The sequence below is a fragment of the Bacillus sp. FSL W8-0770 genome (genome assembly GCF_038008705.1).
Lineage (GTDB): Bacteria > Bacillota > Bacilli > Bacillales > Bacillaceae_G > Bacillus_A > Bacillus_A cereus.
The window spans coordinates 2,507,743-2,523,302 of the sequence record NZ_JBBOZR010000001.1 but is presented as its reverse complement, the minus strand read 5'-3'; the positions used below and the strand labels follow the sequence as shown (position 1 = coordinate 2,523,302).

The window sequence follows — 15,560 nt, the reverse complement described above, 5'->3', positions numbered from 1 at the left end:
AAAGAATGGAAACGAAAAAGCTCTTTATACTTTTTTGCATGAAATAAAGTCAAATCACACGCCACTAATAGAACAATGCCCTGCAGATAATCAGTATAAGCTTATAACGTATATATGGTTAGGGGATCAAAACACTGAAAACGTTTATGTATTCGGTAGTTTTCCTGGTTGGGATTTGTCTGTAAATCAATTACAACGATTGTTACAGACAGATATTTGGTATGTAACGTTTAGGACGGATAAGAGTTTTATTTCAACGTACTATTTTTCAGTAAACGATGTTTTCGAAAATGATTGGATAAAGCGTAGTGAACAGTACGAAATAGACCAATATAGCAGTCGTTTTCCTTCAAATGATTATCCATCCGGAAAGATTGAAACATATTCTTTTTATAGTTCGATTTTAAATAACACACGCAAAATTCATATTTATACGCCTCATGATTATTCTCACACTTCACATCTTCAAGAACTTCTCATTGTATTTGATGGGAATTCATTCATTAATGACCTTTCAATCACAAAAACACTTAATTATTTAATTTACGAAAAAGAAATCCCATCGTGTATTGCTGTTGCTATAGATCCTGTCGATCGATTAGAAGAGCTAACTTATAACGATAAAATGAATGCATTTTTAACGAAGGAATTACTTCCGTGGATTCAAGCTAAGTATCACGTTTATCAAGAAAAGAATCATACAACAATTGCTGGTTTCAGTCTTGGTGGCTTAGCAGCTTTTTATGCAGCACTTCAAAATCCACATATTTTCGGAAATGTGTTGTCACTGTCTGGATCCGTACATTGGAAAAAGGATAATTATGAAAATACAATTCCTTGGATTGAAAATCAAATTTCATTAATATATTCTAATGCGACTCATCTACATTCTTACATAGCAGTAGGTGAACTCGAAAACGAACCTCTTTTAACGGCTAATAGACGGCTATATAAAGCTTTAGAAGAAATGAAACGCCAAACCCACTTACGAAGAGTTTCAAGGCGGACATGATAGCGTATGGTGGCGAGAAAAGCTATTCGATGGATTAAGGGCATTAGAATTTACAAAAACGACATTAGAAAATAAAAAGGAGAGGGAATCTATGAATCAAGAAGAACTAGATAAAAAACTAAAAAAACAAGAGATTTTAGTAAAAGATGAGAAAGTTTGGTCTTATACGTATGAGGATCATATTAGTTCTATCGTTAAACAAGCAGAACAGAAAGGAGCTTTTGATAATTTACCTGGTAAAGGGAAACCTCTTAATCTTGATAAAGATCTTTCTTACAATCCTGAAAAGCAACTTTATAGAACTTTAGCAAATAATCATGTTTTACCTAGGTGGATTGAGCTTTCAAAAGAAATTGATGATTTAAAAGAAAAACTAAAAGAAAATACAAATACTGCAGAAGCAGCGGACTTAATTCGAACTATTAATAAAAAGGTTTTAGAACATAATTTACTTTGTCCACCAAGCGCGCAAAAAATGAGGGTGAAAATGGATTTTTAACGATTTTCAATTAAGCTATCGCTTACTGTATAATTAAGTTAGGCATTTTCAATTCATTACTAAAGGGAGGCAAATGTAGTGAAGAATATGTATCAACTTCAAATTCCGAAAGAACTAGAACAGTATCGTAGTATTTTAGAAGAAAGTGTGAAACCGTATGTTAAAGTGTCTGGAACATTAGCTGAAACAACGCTTTTTGAAAGTAAGTTTGGTGGTTATCCGTATTTACCTATAGATCAAGAGCATCCTAAAGACTCAAACGGACAACCTATGATGCTACTTGCGCAGTTAAACCTTGAAGAAATACCTAACATTGAACATATGCCTCAACATGGAATGTTACAGTTTTTCATAAGTGCTGAAGAAGATCTTTTTGGAGCAGATTTTGATCATCCCACAAGCCAAAAAGACTTTCGGATTGTTTATCATTCTACAATCACAGCGGATTTAACTAAGGTGATTACTGATTTTAGTTATTTAAACACTTTAGATTTAGAGAATTTTATCATACCCGAAGCAGCAAAACTAAAGTTTGAGTTGGCATATCAGCCAGTAACACCAAGAGATTATCGATTTGAAATGATTTTTAGTGATAAAATTGATTGGGAAGAAATTGTTGATGAAGAAAATAATACAGAATTAGGCGAACTGTATGATGATTTATGTAAAGAACAAGGACATAAAATTGGTGGTTATCCATTTTTCACACAGACAGATCCGAGAGAATGGGAAGAAAAATACCAACAACATGATATATTATTACTGCAAATCGATACAGACGATTCATTAAATATTATGTGGGGAGATTCTGGCGTTGCTAATTTCTTTATACGTAAGGAAGATTTGTTAATTCTAGATTTTTCCAATGTCATTTACAATTGGGATTGTTACTAGAGGATATAAATAAAATAATAGCAAACAAAAATTCTTCCTGAAGGTGAGGAGGATTTTTTTATGTTAAAAACAAGCGTTATGTTAACTAGAATAAAAAACAATGAGTGTAATGAAAGTCAAGCATAAATAGCAACAAATAATCTAAAGTTATAAAACGTGTGCAAATAGCAACAAATTCATAAAGTAAAACATAAAATGAATATAATAGTTTATATTTTGTATAGCAATAATTTTTCTGTATAAAAAATTTCTTGTCGATCAAAAATGTTTTTAATTCGTTAAATCTTAAGTGATTATTGATTAAGATTTGCTGTGATGAATTTATAACAAATAAAAACGATAAAAACTGAAGAAATTTGTTTAGATAAGATTTCATGTGAATCTCACTAAAAATCTCTGTTTCGTCTCATTAAGTATAGTTTACTTGAGTTTTGATACCTGATATTGCTTTGTTTCTATAACTGCCTATAATATATATTATGTTAACTGTAAAAAAGTAATAAACTTACTAAGTTTTAGTTGTGTTTATTATGATCCCCTTTTCCACCGAATTAGTAATGTGTGATTGGTTATGTATTTATTCGCTTTATTAGCTATTGATAATAATATTTTCGGATATAAATTAGATTTTAAATAATAAAAATACAATTCGTTTAATCTGTTCATTTTAAACGAATTGTATTATGATGACGAATATTTTTTTATAACTAGTTTGCTACAGCGATTGCTTCGATTTCAATTAATAAGTTATCGTTAATTAACTTTCTAACTTCTACAGCTGAACTTGCTGGTGGATTATTAGTGTCAATGTATTGATCTCGAATATTTCTCACAATGGCCATTTGAGAAATATCTGTTAAGAAAAATGTTAATTTGACTACATCATTAAATTTTAATTCCGAAGTTTCCAATGCACTTTTAATATTTTCGAATACTTGTCGCGTTTGTGTAGCTAAATCGTCAATTCCAACTATTTGACCGTCAGTGTTAATCGCTACTTGTCCAGATATGTAAATTGTTCGTTTAGCGTTTGTAACTTCGACTACATGCGAGTATCCAAAAGTTGGTGGCATCGTTTCTGGATTGATAAATTTCTTTTGCAAGGCTCTTCTCCCCTTTAAACATTTCATTTTCTTAATGTTAGGTTTTGATTTCAGATTATCCTCTATTTACTAATAATTATTTATCGATTTAGCTGCTACATTTGTAAAAGTGTATTAGCACTTTAATTTAAAGTTATTAATGGATTATGTACGTTTGATTTTTTTGTGCTTGTTATAATTACACCTTGTTTTATTAATTCTTCAGTTACTTTTGTATAGAAAAAGTGATACCACCAGATAAAAAACTCTTCATAAGTAATTTCTTTTGAGTATCTGCTGCTGGCAAAGTATTCTTTTAAAGATTTATCGTTTTCATTAAACAATAAGACTAAATCTTTACTGATCCAAGATGAAGCATTACAAGTAAATATTGAAGTTTCGTTCCTTTTATTTTTATAGATGGCGAATTATCTCCAGAGAAAATCATTTTAGCTTCATAAGCTGTATGTAATATATTCTCCGGAATATTATTAGTAAACACTTCATAACCCCTCCCTTACTAGTAAATTCATTGTAAGATTTATGTATTTACTAACTTCTATAAACGAAAATAAGTATCCTCTAATAATCTCAAATTAAAAACCTTAGCATAGATATACTAAGGTTTTTTGTATTTTTATAATGAATGAATTCTTTCATAGTCTTTTTTAAATTGATTATCATTTTTTAACCAACTTTTAAAAGTTGGTTCCTTTATTTCTAAAATTGAACAAGTTTTAGCGATACATTTATTTTTCATATATTCCTTAAGGAAATTTTGTTTTCTCTGCTTAACAGCAGATTGGGTTCTTTTTAGGTTTCGATCTTTTAATTGATCTAGACTTAGACTTTCTTTCTGAAATTCTTCATATTTTCTATGCAAATAAATATCTTTGTCTTTATAAATCCAATTTGAAAATAGTTGTATTGATTTTCTCCCGGTTAAAATGACGCGATAATGTTTATTTTGATTTAGTAAATCGGCTGGTAAATTGTGATTTTGTAGTACCTGATTTAAAGAATTCATAAAGCTATATGATCCTCCTACAAAGCTTACTGTATACGTTTCATACTTGACGTAACCATCCCCATCAAAATATCCACGAACAAAATGATGTAAATATTCTTCAGGCACGAATGGAAATTTAATATTTAATGATTTACATGGCATGATTCCATGTATGTTCATAAGGTCGTCTTTTATTGTTTTGCTATTAATGTTTAGCATATATACGTCTGTTTTTTTGTTTTGATAAAGTGGCTGGTTGGTGTTTAATTCTTTTTTTATATCTTCTAAAATATAACTTTCTTTTTGTGATATACTGACGCATTGATTTTCTTTTTGTATAACGCCGTCAGCTGCTATAAATCCTAAAATATAAGCCATATTATTTGACCAAGTTTTAAAATAATTTTCTTTTATGTCATACTTTCTCTTCCAACTCCCTATAGCGCGCCTTGGGACGTTGCTGTCTGATAAAACCATACGAATATACCTTGCAGACACGTTAGCAAGCATAGCGATTTCTGAGGTGCTCTTCCCTTCAGTATACAAATGCATGATTTCAGATTTTGATAGTTTACATTTTGATTTCTTTTTTCGCTCTATGTGCACTTACATCCTCTCCTTCCTTTCTTTTATTAGAGACATATTTTCTTCTATAACATACAATGAAACATATGTTCTTTGTTGCGTATAAGAAGGAATTTACTAAATAAAAACAATTTACATGTACTTAATATTTGTCTTAGCTGCTGCTATGCGATTTGTACTTTATAGATACAAATAATGAATTTGACGGATTTATGAAATAGAAGGCATTTTAGATGAAAGGTAAAATAATATAGTTTAAACTACAAATAGCTACAATAACAACATACGTAAATTGTTAATCGTAAAAAGGAGAACGAATGAATAAGAAATATACAAATCAAATTCATACTGATATGAGTTTTAAACCGAAAGATATTATAAGTTTAATGACGGATTACTTTAAAATAAAATCAAAGCTGCGTCCTATAAAGGATTTGCCTGTTGTTTTATCAAATAAAGATAATGAAGCGTTAGAGAGTGTTACATGGTTTGGCCATTCTGCTTCTCTTTTGAAAATAGAAGGTAAAAAACTGTTATTAGACCCGATGTTTGGAGATGCCTCTTCCCCATTTCCCTTGTTTAATAGTAAGCGTTATAGTGGTGCTTTTTCTTTAGAACGTGATGACCTTCAAGAAATTGATGCGATTATCATTTCTCATAATCACTATGATCATTTGAATTACAAAAGTATTATGCAGTTAAAAAATCGCGCAAAACACTTTTATGTTCCAACTGGAGTTGCACAATATCTTATTAAATGGGGTGTTTCACCTAGTAAAATTAGTGAGCATAATTGGTGGGACGAAATTACGTTTGATAATATTAAGTTAGTATGTGCGCCTGCAAGGCATTTCTCTGGACGTGGTATGACAGATAGAGATCGTTCATTATGGTGTTCATGGCTTATTCTTGGTCAAGAGACTAAAATTTTCTTTAGTGGTGATAGCGGTTATGCCCCTCACTTTAAGGAAATTGGTGATAAATACGGTCCATTCGATCTTACATTAATGGAATGCGGGCAATATGATCCGAGGTGGTCTGCTATTCATATGTTGCCTGAAGAAACGGTACAAGCTCATATTGATGTTAAAGGAGAATTACTTCTTCCGATTCATTGGGGTGCTTTTACGTTAGCATTACACGAATGGAGTGACCCGATAGAACGTGTTACGAAAGAAGCTAACCGTTTAGGAGTTAAAATTACAACGCCACAAATTGGCGAATCTATTACATTAAAATCTACAGACTATCCTTTATCCGCTTGGTGGAAGGAAATTTAATTTTAAAATATAAAAAGAGCGAATCCTCTTATAAAGAATTCGCTCTTTTTTCTGTATTTAAACTTATTTCACTATATTGGATCTCCCACTATCTAATACTCTATTTGCTGGTACACTGGACATTTCAACCACTGTATTCATACTCTTATCAGTCAGTTCAATGAGTTCGTTTTCATGTTTTATTTTATTTAAATCCCACACCATCCCATGAAATTCATTATGTTGACCACTTACCTGTATAATGCTTTTTGTTTTATTTGAAGGCTGTATTTGAAGGTTTGTAAATTGATTCCCACTAATTTCATTTGGCGTAGTTACTTGACTATCCATATAAATCATATTTACACAGTCTTCTAAAGAAAAGTTCATAAAACGATTGGCATTTATCCAAGCTTGTCCAGTGCTCGGTTTTTTCGCTACTAATTTCAGTCCGGTTTCCATTCCTACAATTTTAATGTTTTCGAAGTTAACAAACGAAATTTCATTTTCTTTTCCAGCAGAGTATAAAGAAATTCCGGTACCTTTATTCGTTTCCGTCCAATTGATAATATTTATATCTTTTATTTGTGTTTTGTTCCAAGTGTTATAATATTTATTTTTACCGTCTAAATAAATAACTTCAGAGTTAAATTTAGGATCGTCAATAGCTATATACGCTCCTTCAATGGATGCGTTTTTCTCTAGTTCTAAAACTCTAAAGTTTCCCTCAACTACAAATTGGGATCCGTAACCAAATAATAATTTCACACCTTTTTTAACAATGATTGGTGACGTAATTTTATACTTTTTATCATCAAGCAATACAGTTTTAATTTTACTAGACTCTGCTTTATTAATAGCAGATTGTATTTTTATTGAATCATTTTCCCCTTTAAAGTTTTCTACATACAAGTTAGTACTTTTAGCTGCATAGTCTTTTTTGTTGTATTGATAAAAAGCAAAAATAATTAAAACTATACCCATGAGTAAAACAATTATTTTCTTCATCGTACTCACCCCATATCTATTAATCTATGGCTTTTATATTCAGGTTATTATTATTTTGCTTTGTATTTCAGATTACCATTTCTGCTTTGTCTATGAATTATATTATGTAGGAATTAGTAAACTGTTTGCTTTACTAATACATCATTCTTATAATGTATTAATTTATGATTTCATAAAACAACAGTCTGCTTGCACATAATGAAATCCCTTTCTCTATTCCTAATAAGCTCTTACTGGCGATATAAGATGTACTGCTGCAGATTGCTCTCCTGCTTCAATCAATATCGGTCGCATAGAACCTCCAAAACTTAAAGTAATCGTTTCTTCTTTTATTGCTCTTAAAGCATCAACCATAAAACGCCCATCGAAAGATATATTTAATTGTTTTTCACCTTGAATCGCATCTATTTGTTGCGTTTCAGATATTTTCCCAATTTGAGAAGCGTTTGAAGAAATTTTAATTGTGGATTCGTTTATGATTTCTAAGTTAACATTGTTATTAGCCCATTCACTTGCTAATAAACTTGATCGGTCTACACCTTGTAATATCTTTTTTCTATCTACGTTAATAATCGTTTTAAAATCATTTGGAATAAGGTTAGAAATATTAGGATATTTCCCTTCAATTAGTCTTGAATATAATGTAGTTGTTCCGATCGTAAATATAATATGACTCTCTGAAAGGTAGATATATACGAATTCCGAATTGCTGTTCATTAATTTTAGAAGTTCACTAATGGTTGCGCTTGGTACAATACAATTTGCTTTTACATCTGAGGAAAGTAATGTTTCGCGTATCGCTAGTCTATGTGAGTCAGTTGCAGCGCAAATTAACTTATTATTAGATAACTCTATATGCACCCCAGTAAGAACAGGTCTAGATTCATTTTTTGCTACCGCAAAGATTGTTTGTTTAAATACTTCAATCAATTGCTCTGTTTCTACCTTGATTTCTGCATGATTGTCTATAAGCGGTACATTCGGAAACTCATCTGCAGGAAATCCATTTAAACTTAATGTGATTTCTTCTGATTGTATCTTAATAATTTGCTCATTCTTACTTTTTATTGCTATATCACTTGGCATTTTCTTTATTATTTCAATGAAATACTTTGCAGGTACAACAATAGTTCCTACCTTTAAAATAGTTGCAATCTTTTCGTCTTCAATTGAAACAGGAATGAATTTTTCAATAAAAATATTTGAGTTACTTGCAATTAAAGTAATTCCAGATTGATCTGCAGTTATTTTTATACCAGATAATATAGGAATTAAAGATTTTGTTGATATTGCTTTGTTGACTTCTGAAAGTGCTTGAGTGAATTGTTTGTGATTAACGATAAACTCCATGTTTCCCCCGCCTTACATGAGATAATATTTTTATGAAGATTGATGAACGATTGTTCCGTTAAAAAAATAAGGTACTGTTTCTTTCTTTTGTAATAAATATAGTAAATGTTCTGGTATGCGTAAATACGGTGCTGCTATATGTAATTCCATCCAAGTAATCTCTTCGATTTCTTTTGGCCTTGATATATATGTCTCCCCGCCGATTATTTCGCCTAGAAAATTAAAGAAAATTGCATGATGATCTCTTTCCTCGAAAAAGGCTTCACTGATAGAACAAATCCCGTTTACGTTTATATGTAACCCTGTTTCTTCTTTTACTTCTCGAATTACTGCTTCTTCTAATGTTTCTCCTAGTTTAACTGCGCCACCTGGTAATGTATAATAAGAACCATTTTCCCCTTTGTTTTTTACCATTAAGATCTTTTCATTAGTTTTATCGTACAAAATCGCGTATGTAACATTAACTTTTTTCATATATACCTCCTCTATTTTAAATAAAAGGAATTTTCTGCCTTCTATTCATTCTACCATTAACTCCTTTTAATATATATAAGTTAGTTAAGTCTTGCCTTTACCGCTATTGTTGGAGTTAATAAGAATAGGCTACTGATATAAAAAAAGAACGTACCTTAGGAAGATTATCCAAAGTACGTTCTTGCAGTAATACTAACGTTAACAAATTCTATATACTTTTTAACCGTTTTTCTAAATAATAATGATTATGTCCTTTCGGATGATCTTCACTTACTCCAATTACTTTATATCCATGTTTCTTATAAAAATCAGGTGCTTGGAAACTAAAAGTATCTAAATTAATTAACCTACACCCTTTTTCAATTGCAAATTCTTCAATAAGCTTTATTAACTTGCTTCCGTAACCTTCATGCCTATATTCTTCAGAAACCCATAGAAAGTCAACGTGTACATGGTGCCAAAAAGTTATTGCTGTTACCCCACCTACTATTTCTTCTTTTTCATTTCTTACTATGAAACTAACCTTTTCTGAAGGTGTTTTTTCTTCATCTGCAAGATATTTTTGATTGTATTCAATTACTTTCTCTCTTATGTAATCACTATCTTCTTGTACCCACTGCTGTACTATTTTCATTTTAAGTGTCACGCTCCTTTTTACTTATCTATTCAATTTTATAATGAAATTGTCCTGTCTTTAATAAGTTCGTAAAGAAGCAAAGTTAATGGAATAAAAAAGAGCCCTAACATGAGGACTCTTTTTAAAATTAAGCTACTTTCCGATGTAAATGTTTTAGTTCCTTTTTCTTTTCTACATTTGGTGGGCGGATTAATATTGAAATAATGAAGGAAATAACACTTAAAACACCGATAATAATGAAAGTTGGTTGAAATCCCCCGAGTATCGCTCCAATAAATGATCCTGCAAGCGCACCAAATCCGAAACCTTGGTAGACAATCCCGTAATTTGTACTATGGTTTTTTAATCCAAAGAAATCTCCGACAATAGCTGGGAATATAGTTATATTACCGCCGAAGCAAAAGGCGACACTTGCTACACAAGCAAAATAGATTCCGTAATTTAGCGGAATAAAACTTAAAGTAAAGACTGACAATCCTATAATAATAAACGTTGCAGAGACAATTTTCATTCGGCCGATTTTATCTGATAACGTCCCAAGAATAATTCTACCTACTGTATTAAAAATTGCAATCATAGCAACGGCGTTTGCAGCGGTTGCTGCGCTAAGGCCAACGAGTTGTACACCGATATCTTTTACCATACTGATTAAATACAAACCACCCATACACGAGGTGAATAACATAAAAAATAGCAGATATACTTGTTTCGTTCGCATCATTTCACGCGGAGTATAGTCATTGTGCAATGTTTCAGTTACAGCATTACTTACAATTGCCTCACGTAAGAAGAACGATCCGATTAACACTAAAAGTAACACGATAATGCCCCAATATAAGAATGCTTGTGATACACCAAGATTATCGATAAGATTTCCGTTTATATATCTAAAGATTAAGCTGCCCATTCCATAAGCTGATACAGATATACCTGAAATAAGCCCTTTCCGATTTGGAAACCATTTAATTAAATTAGATAGTGATGTAATATAAGCTGTTCCATCCGCATAACCAACAACGACACCAGCTAATAAATATAATAGTGGTAAGGAAGAAACTTGTGAACTAAGTATTAAGCCGAGTCCTAAAACAATTCCTGCAGTAGCAATAAGTTTCCGAAGTCCTAATTTTTTCTGCAATTTTGCTGCAAATAAAGTTGAGAATGATAAAGAAAAACTTGTTATAGAGAAAGTTATCGCTACTGAATTAAGATTCCATCCAAACTTACTTACAAGGGGTTGATTAAATAAACTCCATGTATAAATTGTTCCAAGGCCAATTTGAACAATGATTGTACCTAGAACAATTAGTAACGGATTTATAGAAGTTTGTTTCATACTAACTGTCCCCTTCTTTTATCTTGACATAGATTTTCACAGTTAGTATATCCATCGTAAATTGCAAGATACTGTACGGAAAATGGTAATTAAGTTCATATACACAAAAAGACACTTCATAAAGAAGTGTCTTTTGCAGGTTATATCAGATGTTTCTAAAGAAAGCTTTGTTAAGATAAGCCATTTTCGAATGCTTATGTATATATGTTATCAAATAATTTCTTATATGTGATGAGACTTAAGACGTATTTTTCATTCATCATATAGTCGGATGAAAAATTAATATTCGATTTCATCAAAATCCTTCGGCTGCGGTACAGTTTGCATATTAGCTGCATCTTTAGGATCGCTATAAATTGCATTTTGCTCTGTATTTACATCTTTTATATTTTGTTTTTTATTTTTGTTCACTTTATCTTTCACTTACAATCACTCCTTTTTGTTATAGGAGTAATTATGCCCTATTACCGTTACTAAATGTATCAGCGACTAAATTACTAAATTCACGTAAATAATATAAGTAATTATCACCGCCGTAGTTATATCTTTTGTTATACATTTTTGCAACAACTACATTATATTCAGGTATTACTAAAATAGTCGGTCCAGTAATCCCTAATATTTGATATGACCCTTTTGGAACACGTTCACCAAGTTCGCTTAATTGTGCAGGTTCATTTTGAACGAACCAAAACAAGCCATTTTGTGGTAGCTCTTTATTTACATATGTTGGACTCTGCAAACTCGTAGCGATTTTTATAACTTCTTTTGGAACAATTTGCTTACCGTTTATCACACCTTGATTTAAATGAAGATTGCCCCAATAAGCAAATTCTCTAGCTGAGACAAACAGATTTTTTTCAGTACCGTCATCTACCGTACCAATTTCACTAGTCGCGTCTTCATTTGGATTATTAACAACGTCAACTAAATTTTCATCTCGCTGAACTCTCCAACCTGTTTCTTGAAAATTAGCAGGCTTAAAAACACGCTCCTTTAACAATTCAGGAAAACTTTTGTTATATAGCTGATAAATAAGACGTGTCATCATTCTTACATTAATATCTCTATATGCCCATGCTTGTCCCGGTTCAAATTCACGAAAAATTGTCCCGTCATTCATTTCTTCTAATCCGTGCGAATGTGTTACTAAATGTCTTATCGTTGTTTTACCAAGCAATGCAGGATTAAAGTCTTTAAAATATTTTATCGCTTCATCATCAATAGAGTTTATTTTCCCCTCGTAAAGCGCATACGCTATCATTAATCCTAAATAACTTTTTCTAGCAGAAGCAACGTTGAACTGCGAAGATGCGGTTACTTTTTTATTAGTCGATGTATTTGAGTGATAACCGCTATAATGCTCTAATACGACTTTATTATTTTTTATAATACAAATTGCTGTAGCAGAACTATGATTTTTTTCTTTTATATTCTCTACCCAAGAAATCAACTTATCATATGTATACAAATAAATCCCCCTTAATACACATCAAAATTACAGCATGAAAGAAAAGTATAAACAGTATTTACACCTTTCTTTCATATAAAATATTAATGATGTACTATATTTAAATAATCCACCAGTTCCAGCAATTAAAGCAACCAAAACATCCGGCACAACCTACGCAACCACCACATCTGCCACCGCCGCAACCGCCACAGCGTCCACCACAACCTCCGCATCCGCCACAACGACGTGCATCGCCTTGGATGTAATAATATGGATATTGGCTTTGTTGTTGATCCCAATACACAACATTACCAGTTTGATAATCATTAAGGTTTAATGTTTGTAATTCATGTTGAAACTGATTCATTACGAACCCCTCCATTTATAAATATAAATTTCGCCCAAACGTTAAAGTTTATATATTTTTGTAAACAAAATAGAAACAAGACTATAGACTAAATGCGTACATCAACAAAATATGAACTTACACTAGGTGATGTACCTTGTTTTTCAGCCTATTTTCTTTATATTTATTCGATGGACGTATTTACTATAAATAAAGTGATTTAAAAATTACTAATCCAACAATTTAGTAGTTCATCACTTAACTTTCTTTCTAGTAATTCCTTCACTAAAGGCATTGGCATGATTTCATAATGATTTAAGGCTTCTTTATTATAATCTATCCAGTGAAATGCTAAATGAGACTCGCTCGATTTCGGTGTTAAGTCCGTATGTAAATCTTGTGACTCTACTTCAAAAATGTGATTAATTTCATGATGGAGCACTTCTTTATCTTGCCATTGATTTTCTATGACTCCTAAAAATTGTTGTATACTACAGTTTACTCCAAGTTCTTCTCTTAACTCTCTTATTAATGCATTCTCTACTGATTCTCCAATTTCAACATGGCCACCAGGTAAAAAATAATGATGGCCGATATATTCAGCAACTAATAATTTCCCATCTTTTATCATGACTGCTCGTACAATATGATGGAATTTACTTTTCAATTGAAATCCCTCCTAGTTATTCAATGTATAGTTGCTCAAAATAGTCATTTAGTATTGGTATAATATAAATCATAGGTGTTTCATACGGATGAATATCATTAATAACTTCAAGAGCATCTTTTACAAGTTCTCGTTTACACTTTATTTCAACTTTACATTCTTGCCCTTCGCATATTCGCCCAATTTCTCCATTAAGAGGAGATGCTTCGTCTAAAGGTCTCCAATATCCTTTCACTGAACTATAGGAAAGGCAATGGTCATATTCGCCCGTTTTACATGCTCCAATTTTATTTAATTCATCCCTTAATGTTTCAATATATTCTTCAGGAATGAACACTTCAATTTTCACTTCAGTAAATTGCATATTTCATTTACACCTTTACTTCCTAATAGTTAAACAAATAAACGATATACTTGCTCACCATCATACTCTTGTCCTAATGATATGAAACCATATCGTTCATATAATTTCTTTGCAGAGAGATTATCTTTATGTACTGTTAATCTAATTTCTTTACACGATTTAAAAGTATTTTTTATTATATTAATACTTTCTTGTAATGCTGCTTTTCCATAACCATTACCTTGCTGCGATTGATCAATAATAAATCCGTTAATCCAATACATATCCGATGTCTCTCTTACAACAGCATGCATAACAAAACCAACCATAAGGTCACCATGGTATATAGCGAATGGTATGTACTCTACATTGTCACCATCTGGTTTTATATATACTTTAGCAAGCGAAACTGCTACGGATGGAACAAATTTCAACTGATTTTCTTTAACTTGTAGTTTTAATGCTTCTTCCCAATTTTCTCTCGTAACAACCTTTAACTGGATATTCAATATTGTAAGCTCCCTTATATAGAGGATGTATGTTTATATTCAACGCATTGAAATAATTCCCTTTTTCGACAACAACTTATAACATAATTTTTATAAAATCTTGAATGAATTTTTCTGCATCTATTTCTAAAGCTATACGGGCTCCTTCAGATATAGAGCTAAGGCGAAAATCAGCAAATGTTTGTCCTTTCGTATCTCCGTATGTATCAACATTCACTGTACGATGCGCAAATTCAAAAAAGTTTGGATTTACTAATCCACTTATAGCAACCACATCATGAAGCAATGGCCCTTCGATAGATGGATTAAGTTTTTGGTATGCAGAAAAATAGTAATCATACATTGGTTTCATTATCGTATGGAATGGATTCTTTGAATTAGCTTGAATATAGTCAAACACATTTGGTGTTAACACAGCTTTGTTTGTTACATTTAAAGGGAATATTAATAAATTCTTTGCTTGATGGAAAACAATTTTACTTGCTATAGGATCTCCATACACATTTGCCTCTGCTAACGGCGTAACGTTTCCTACTTCTAAAAAAACACCACCCATGAAATAGATTCCTTTTACATTTAGCATTAAATCATTCCACAAATTAAAAGCAATTGCTAACGAGGTAGATCTTCCTACATCAACAATCGTTAAATCTTTTCCGTACTTTATAAGAATCGCAGCAATACTGCCAAAATTGTATATTGGAATAGATAATACGCTTTCTGGAACATGGATGGTACCTAATCCTTCTGCTCCGTGAATTTCAGGGTAGTACGTAGTAATTTCTTCTGTAAGTGGTTTTGTTGCACCACTAATGACAGGAATGCCTTGTCTATTTGCTAACTGCAAAATATACGCTGCATTATGTGCAGCATGTATATGCTCAACATTTCCGTATCCAGTTACAATACCGACAATTTCAATTTCGGGATGCAGTAAGCCATACATAATGGCAAATGAGTCATCAATACCTGGGTCTCCGAAAAATAATACTTTTTCCAAGAAATACGCTCCTCTCACGAAAAAAACGAGTCATTAGTAACTATGTATATGAAAAAAGCAAGTATATCTATGCAAATTTTAGAATGGATAATGTTTT

At 31.6% G+C, this 15,560-nt stretch carries 19 protein-coding genes and 1 pseudogene; 4 read left to right on the top strand and 16 right to left on the bottom strand.

Annotated features, from left to right (window positions below; genetic code table 11):
- The first annotated feature begins 34 nt into the window (after positions 1-34).
- From NST27_RS12955 to NST27_RS12945, 3 genes are all read left to right on the top strand, one after another.
- Positions 35-1,012 carry an alpha/beta hydrolase-fold protein gene (locus tag NST27_RS12955; RefSeq protein WP_081338728.1) on the top strand — a complete coding sequence of 326 codons (978 nt, stop codon included), beginning with the start codon at positions 35-37 and terminating at the stop codon, positions 1,010-1,012.
- A 91-nt stretch (positions 1,013-1,103) separates the two neighbouring features.
- Entirely contained in the window at positions 1,104-1,511 is a 408-nt protein-coding gene (locus NST27_RS12950) for a DnaJ family domain-containing protein (protein ID WP_001987779.1), read from the top strand.
- A 78-nt stretch (positions 1,512-1,589) separates the two neighbouring features.
- The gene (locus tag NST27_RS12945; protein ID WP_047386290.1) at positions 1,590-2,405 is read left to right on the top strand and encodes a YwqG family protein; all 816 of its coding nucleotides are present in this window, start codon (positions 1,590-1,592) and stop codon (positions 2,403-2,405) included.
- A 707-nt stretch (positions 2,406-3,112) separates the two neighbouring features.
- Here the strand turns inward: NST27_RS12945 and NST27_RS12940 are convergent.
- The 4 genes and pseudogenes from NST27_RS12940 to NST27_RS12925 form a co-directional block, all read right to left on the bottom strand.
- Positions 3,113-3,508: a RidA family protein gene (locus tag NST27_RS12940; RefSeq protein ID WP_001169714.1), complete on the bottom strand. Its 396-nt coding sequence runs from the start codon at positions 3,506-3,508 to the stop codon at positions 3,113-3,115.
- Between the two features lie 136 nt (positions 3,509-3,644).
- Positions 3,645-3,852, bottom strand: a pseudogene (locus NST27_RS12935) (hypothetical protein); the annotation flags it as partial.
- On the bottom strand, positions 3,837-3,989 hold the full coding sequence (locus NST27_RS12930) for a hypothetical protein (protein ID WP_002005131.1): 153 nt from the start codon (positions 3,987-3,989) through the stop codon (positions 3,837-3,839). The gene NST27_RS12930 and the pseudogene NST27_RS12935, both read right to left, overlap by 16 nt.
- Before the next feature lie 135 nt (positions 3,990-4,124).
- Positions 4,125-5,102: an LAGLIDADG family homing endonuclease gene (locus NST27_RS12925; protein ID WP_000546832.1), complete on the bottom strand. Its 978-nt coding sequence runs from the start codon at positions 5,100-5,102 to the stop codon at positions 4,125-4,127.
- Between the two features lie 296 nt (positions 5,103-5,398).
- Here NST27_RS12925 and NST27_RS12920 point away from each other — a divergent pair, with 296 nt between their 5' ends.
- Complete coding sequence (locus tag NST27_RS12920; RefSeq protein WP_001037071.1) at positions 5,399-6,361, top strand: MBL fold metallo-hydrolase; 963 nt, start codon at positions 5,399-5,401, stop codon at positions 6,359-6,361.
- A 63-nt stretch (positions 6,362-6,424) separates the two neighbouring features.
- Here the strand turns inward: NST27_RS12920 and NST27_RS12915 are convergent, their stop codons facing one another.
- The 12 genes from NST27_RS12915 to NST27_RS12860 form a co-directional block, all read right to left on the bottom strand.
- Complete coding sequence (locus NST27_RS12915) at positions 6,425-7,348, bottom strand: hypothetical protein (RefSeq protein ID WP_000721086.1); 924 nt, start codon at positions 7,346-7,348, stop codon at positions 6,425-6,427.
- Between the two features lie 219 nt (positions 7,349-7,567).
- Complete coding sequence (gene dnaN / locus NST27_RS12910; protein ID WP_000394479.1) at positions 7,568-8,698, bottom strand: DNA polymerase III subunit beta; 1,131 nt, start codon at positions 8,696-8,698, stop codon at positions 7,568-7,570.
- A 30-nt stretch (positions 8,699-8,728) separates the two neighbouring features.
- Positions 8,729-9,172 carry an NUDIX hydrolase gene (locus NST27_RS12905; protein WP_000757608.1) on the bottom strand — a complete coding sequence of 148 codons (444 nt, stop codon included), beginning with the start codon at positions 9,170-9,172 and terminating at the stop codon, positions 8,729-8,731.
- A gap of 208 nt (positions 9,173-9,380) precedes the next feature.
- Positions 9,381-9,806, bottom strand: a complete 426-nt coding sequence (locus tag NST27_RS12900) for a GNAT family N-acetyltransferase (RefSeq protein WP_000706906.1) — start codon at positions 9,804-9,806, stop codon at positions 9,381-9,383.
- A 130-nt stretch (positions 9,807-9,936) separates the two neighbouring features.
- Positions 9,937-11,145 carry an L-lactate MFS transporter gene (locus NST27_RS12895; protein ID WP_000815136.1) on the bottom strand — a complete coding sequence of 403 codons (1,209 nt, stop codon included), beginning with the start codon at positions 11,143-11,145 and terminating at the stop codon, positions 9,937-9,939.
- A gap of 279 nt (positions 11,146-11,424) precedes the next feature.
- Positions 11,425-11,568 carry a hypothetical protein gene (locus tag NST27_RS12890; protein WP_000653680.1) on the bottom strand — a complete coding sequence of 48 codons (144 nt, stop codon included), beginning with the start codon at positions 11,566-11,568 and terminating at the stop codon, positions 11,425-11,427.
- Between the two features lie 31 nt (positions 11,569-11,599).
- Positions 11,600-12,616: a serine hydrolase domain-containing protein gene (locus NST27_RS12885; RefSeq protein WP_000288900.1), complete on the bottom strand. Its 1,017-nt coding sequence runs from the start codon at positions 12,614-12,616 to the stop codon at positions 11,600-11,602.
- Between the two features lie 100 nt (positions 12,617-12,716).
- Complete coding sequence (locus tag NST27_RS12880) at positions 12,717-12,965, bottom strand: heterocycloanthracin/sonorensin family bacteriocin (RefSeq protein ID WP_001071345.1); 249 nt, start codon at positions 12,963-12,965, stop codon at positions 12,717-12,719.
- 199 nt (positions 12,966-13,164) lie between these two features.
- On the bottom strand, positions 13,165-13,611 hold the full coding sequence (locus NST27_RS12875) for an NUDIX domain-containing protein (protein WP_000836837.1): 447 nt from the start codon (positions 13,609-13,611) through the stop codon (positions 13,165-13,167).
- Between the two features lie 16 nt (positions 13,612-13,627).
- Entirely contained in the window at positions 13,628-13,975 is a 348-nt protein-coding gene (gene cutA / locus NST27_RS12870; RefSeq protein WP_001160790.1) for a divalent cation tolerance protein CutA, read from the bottom strand.
- A 29-nt stretch (positions 13,976-14,004) separates the two neighbouring features.
- Entirely contained in the window at positions 14,005-14,463 is a 459-nt protein-coding gene (locus NST27_RS12865; protein WP_001025614.1) for a GNAT family N-acetyltransferase, read from the bottom strand.
- 76 nt (positions 14,464-14,539) lie between these two features.
- Positions 14,540-15,463 (bottom strand): nucleoside hydrolase, encoded by a 924-nt coding sequence (locus NST27_RS12860; RefSeq protein WP_000416792.1) that lies wholly within the window; start codon positions 15,461-15,463, stop codon positions 14,540-14,542.
- Positions 15,464-15,560: the final 97 nt, after the last annotated feature.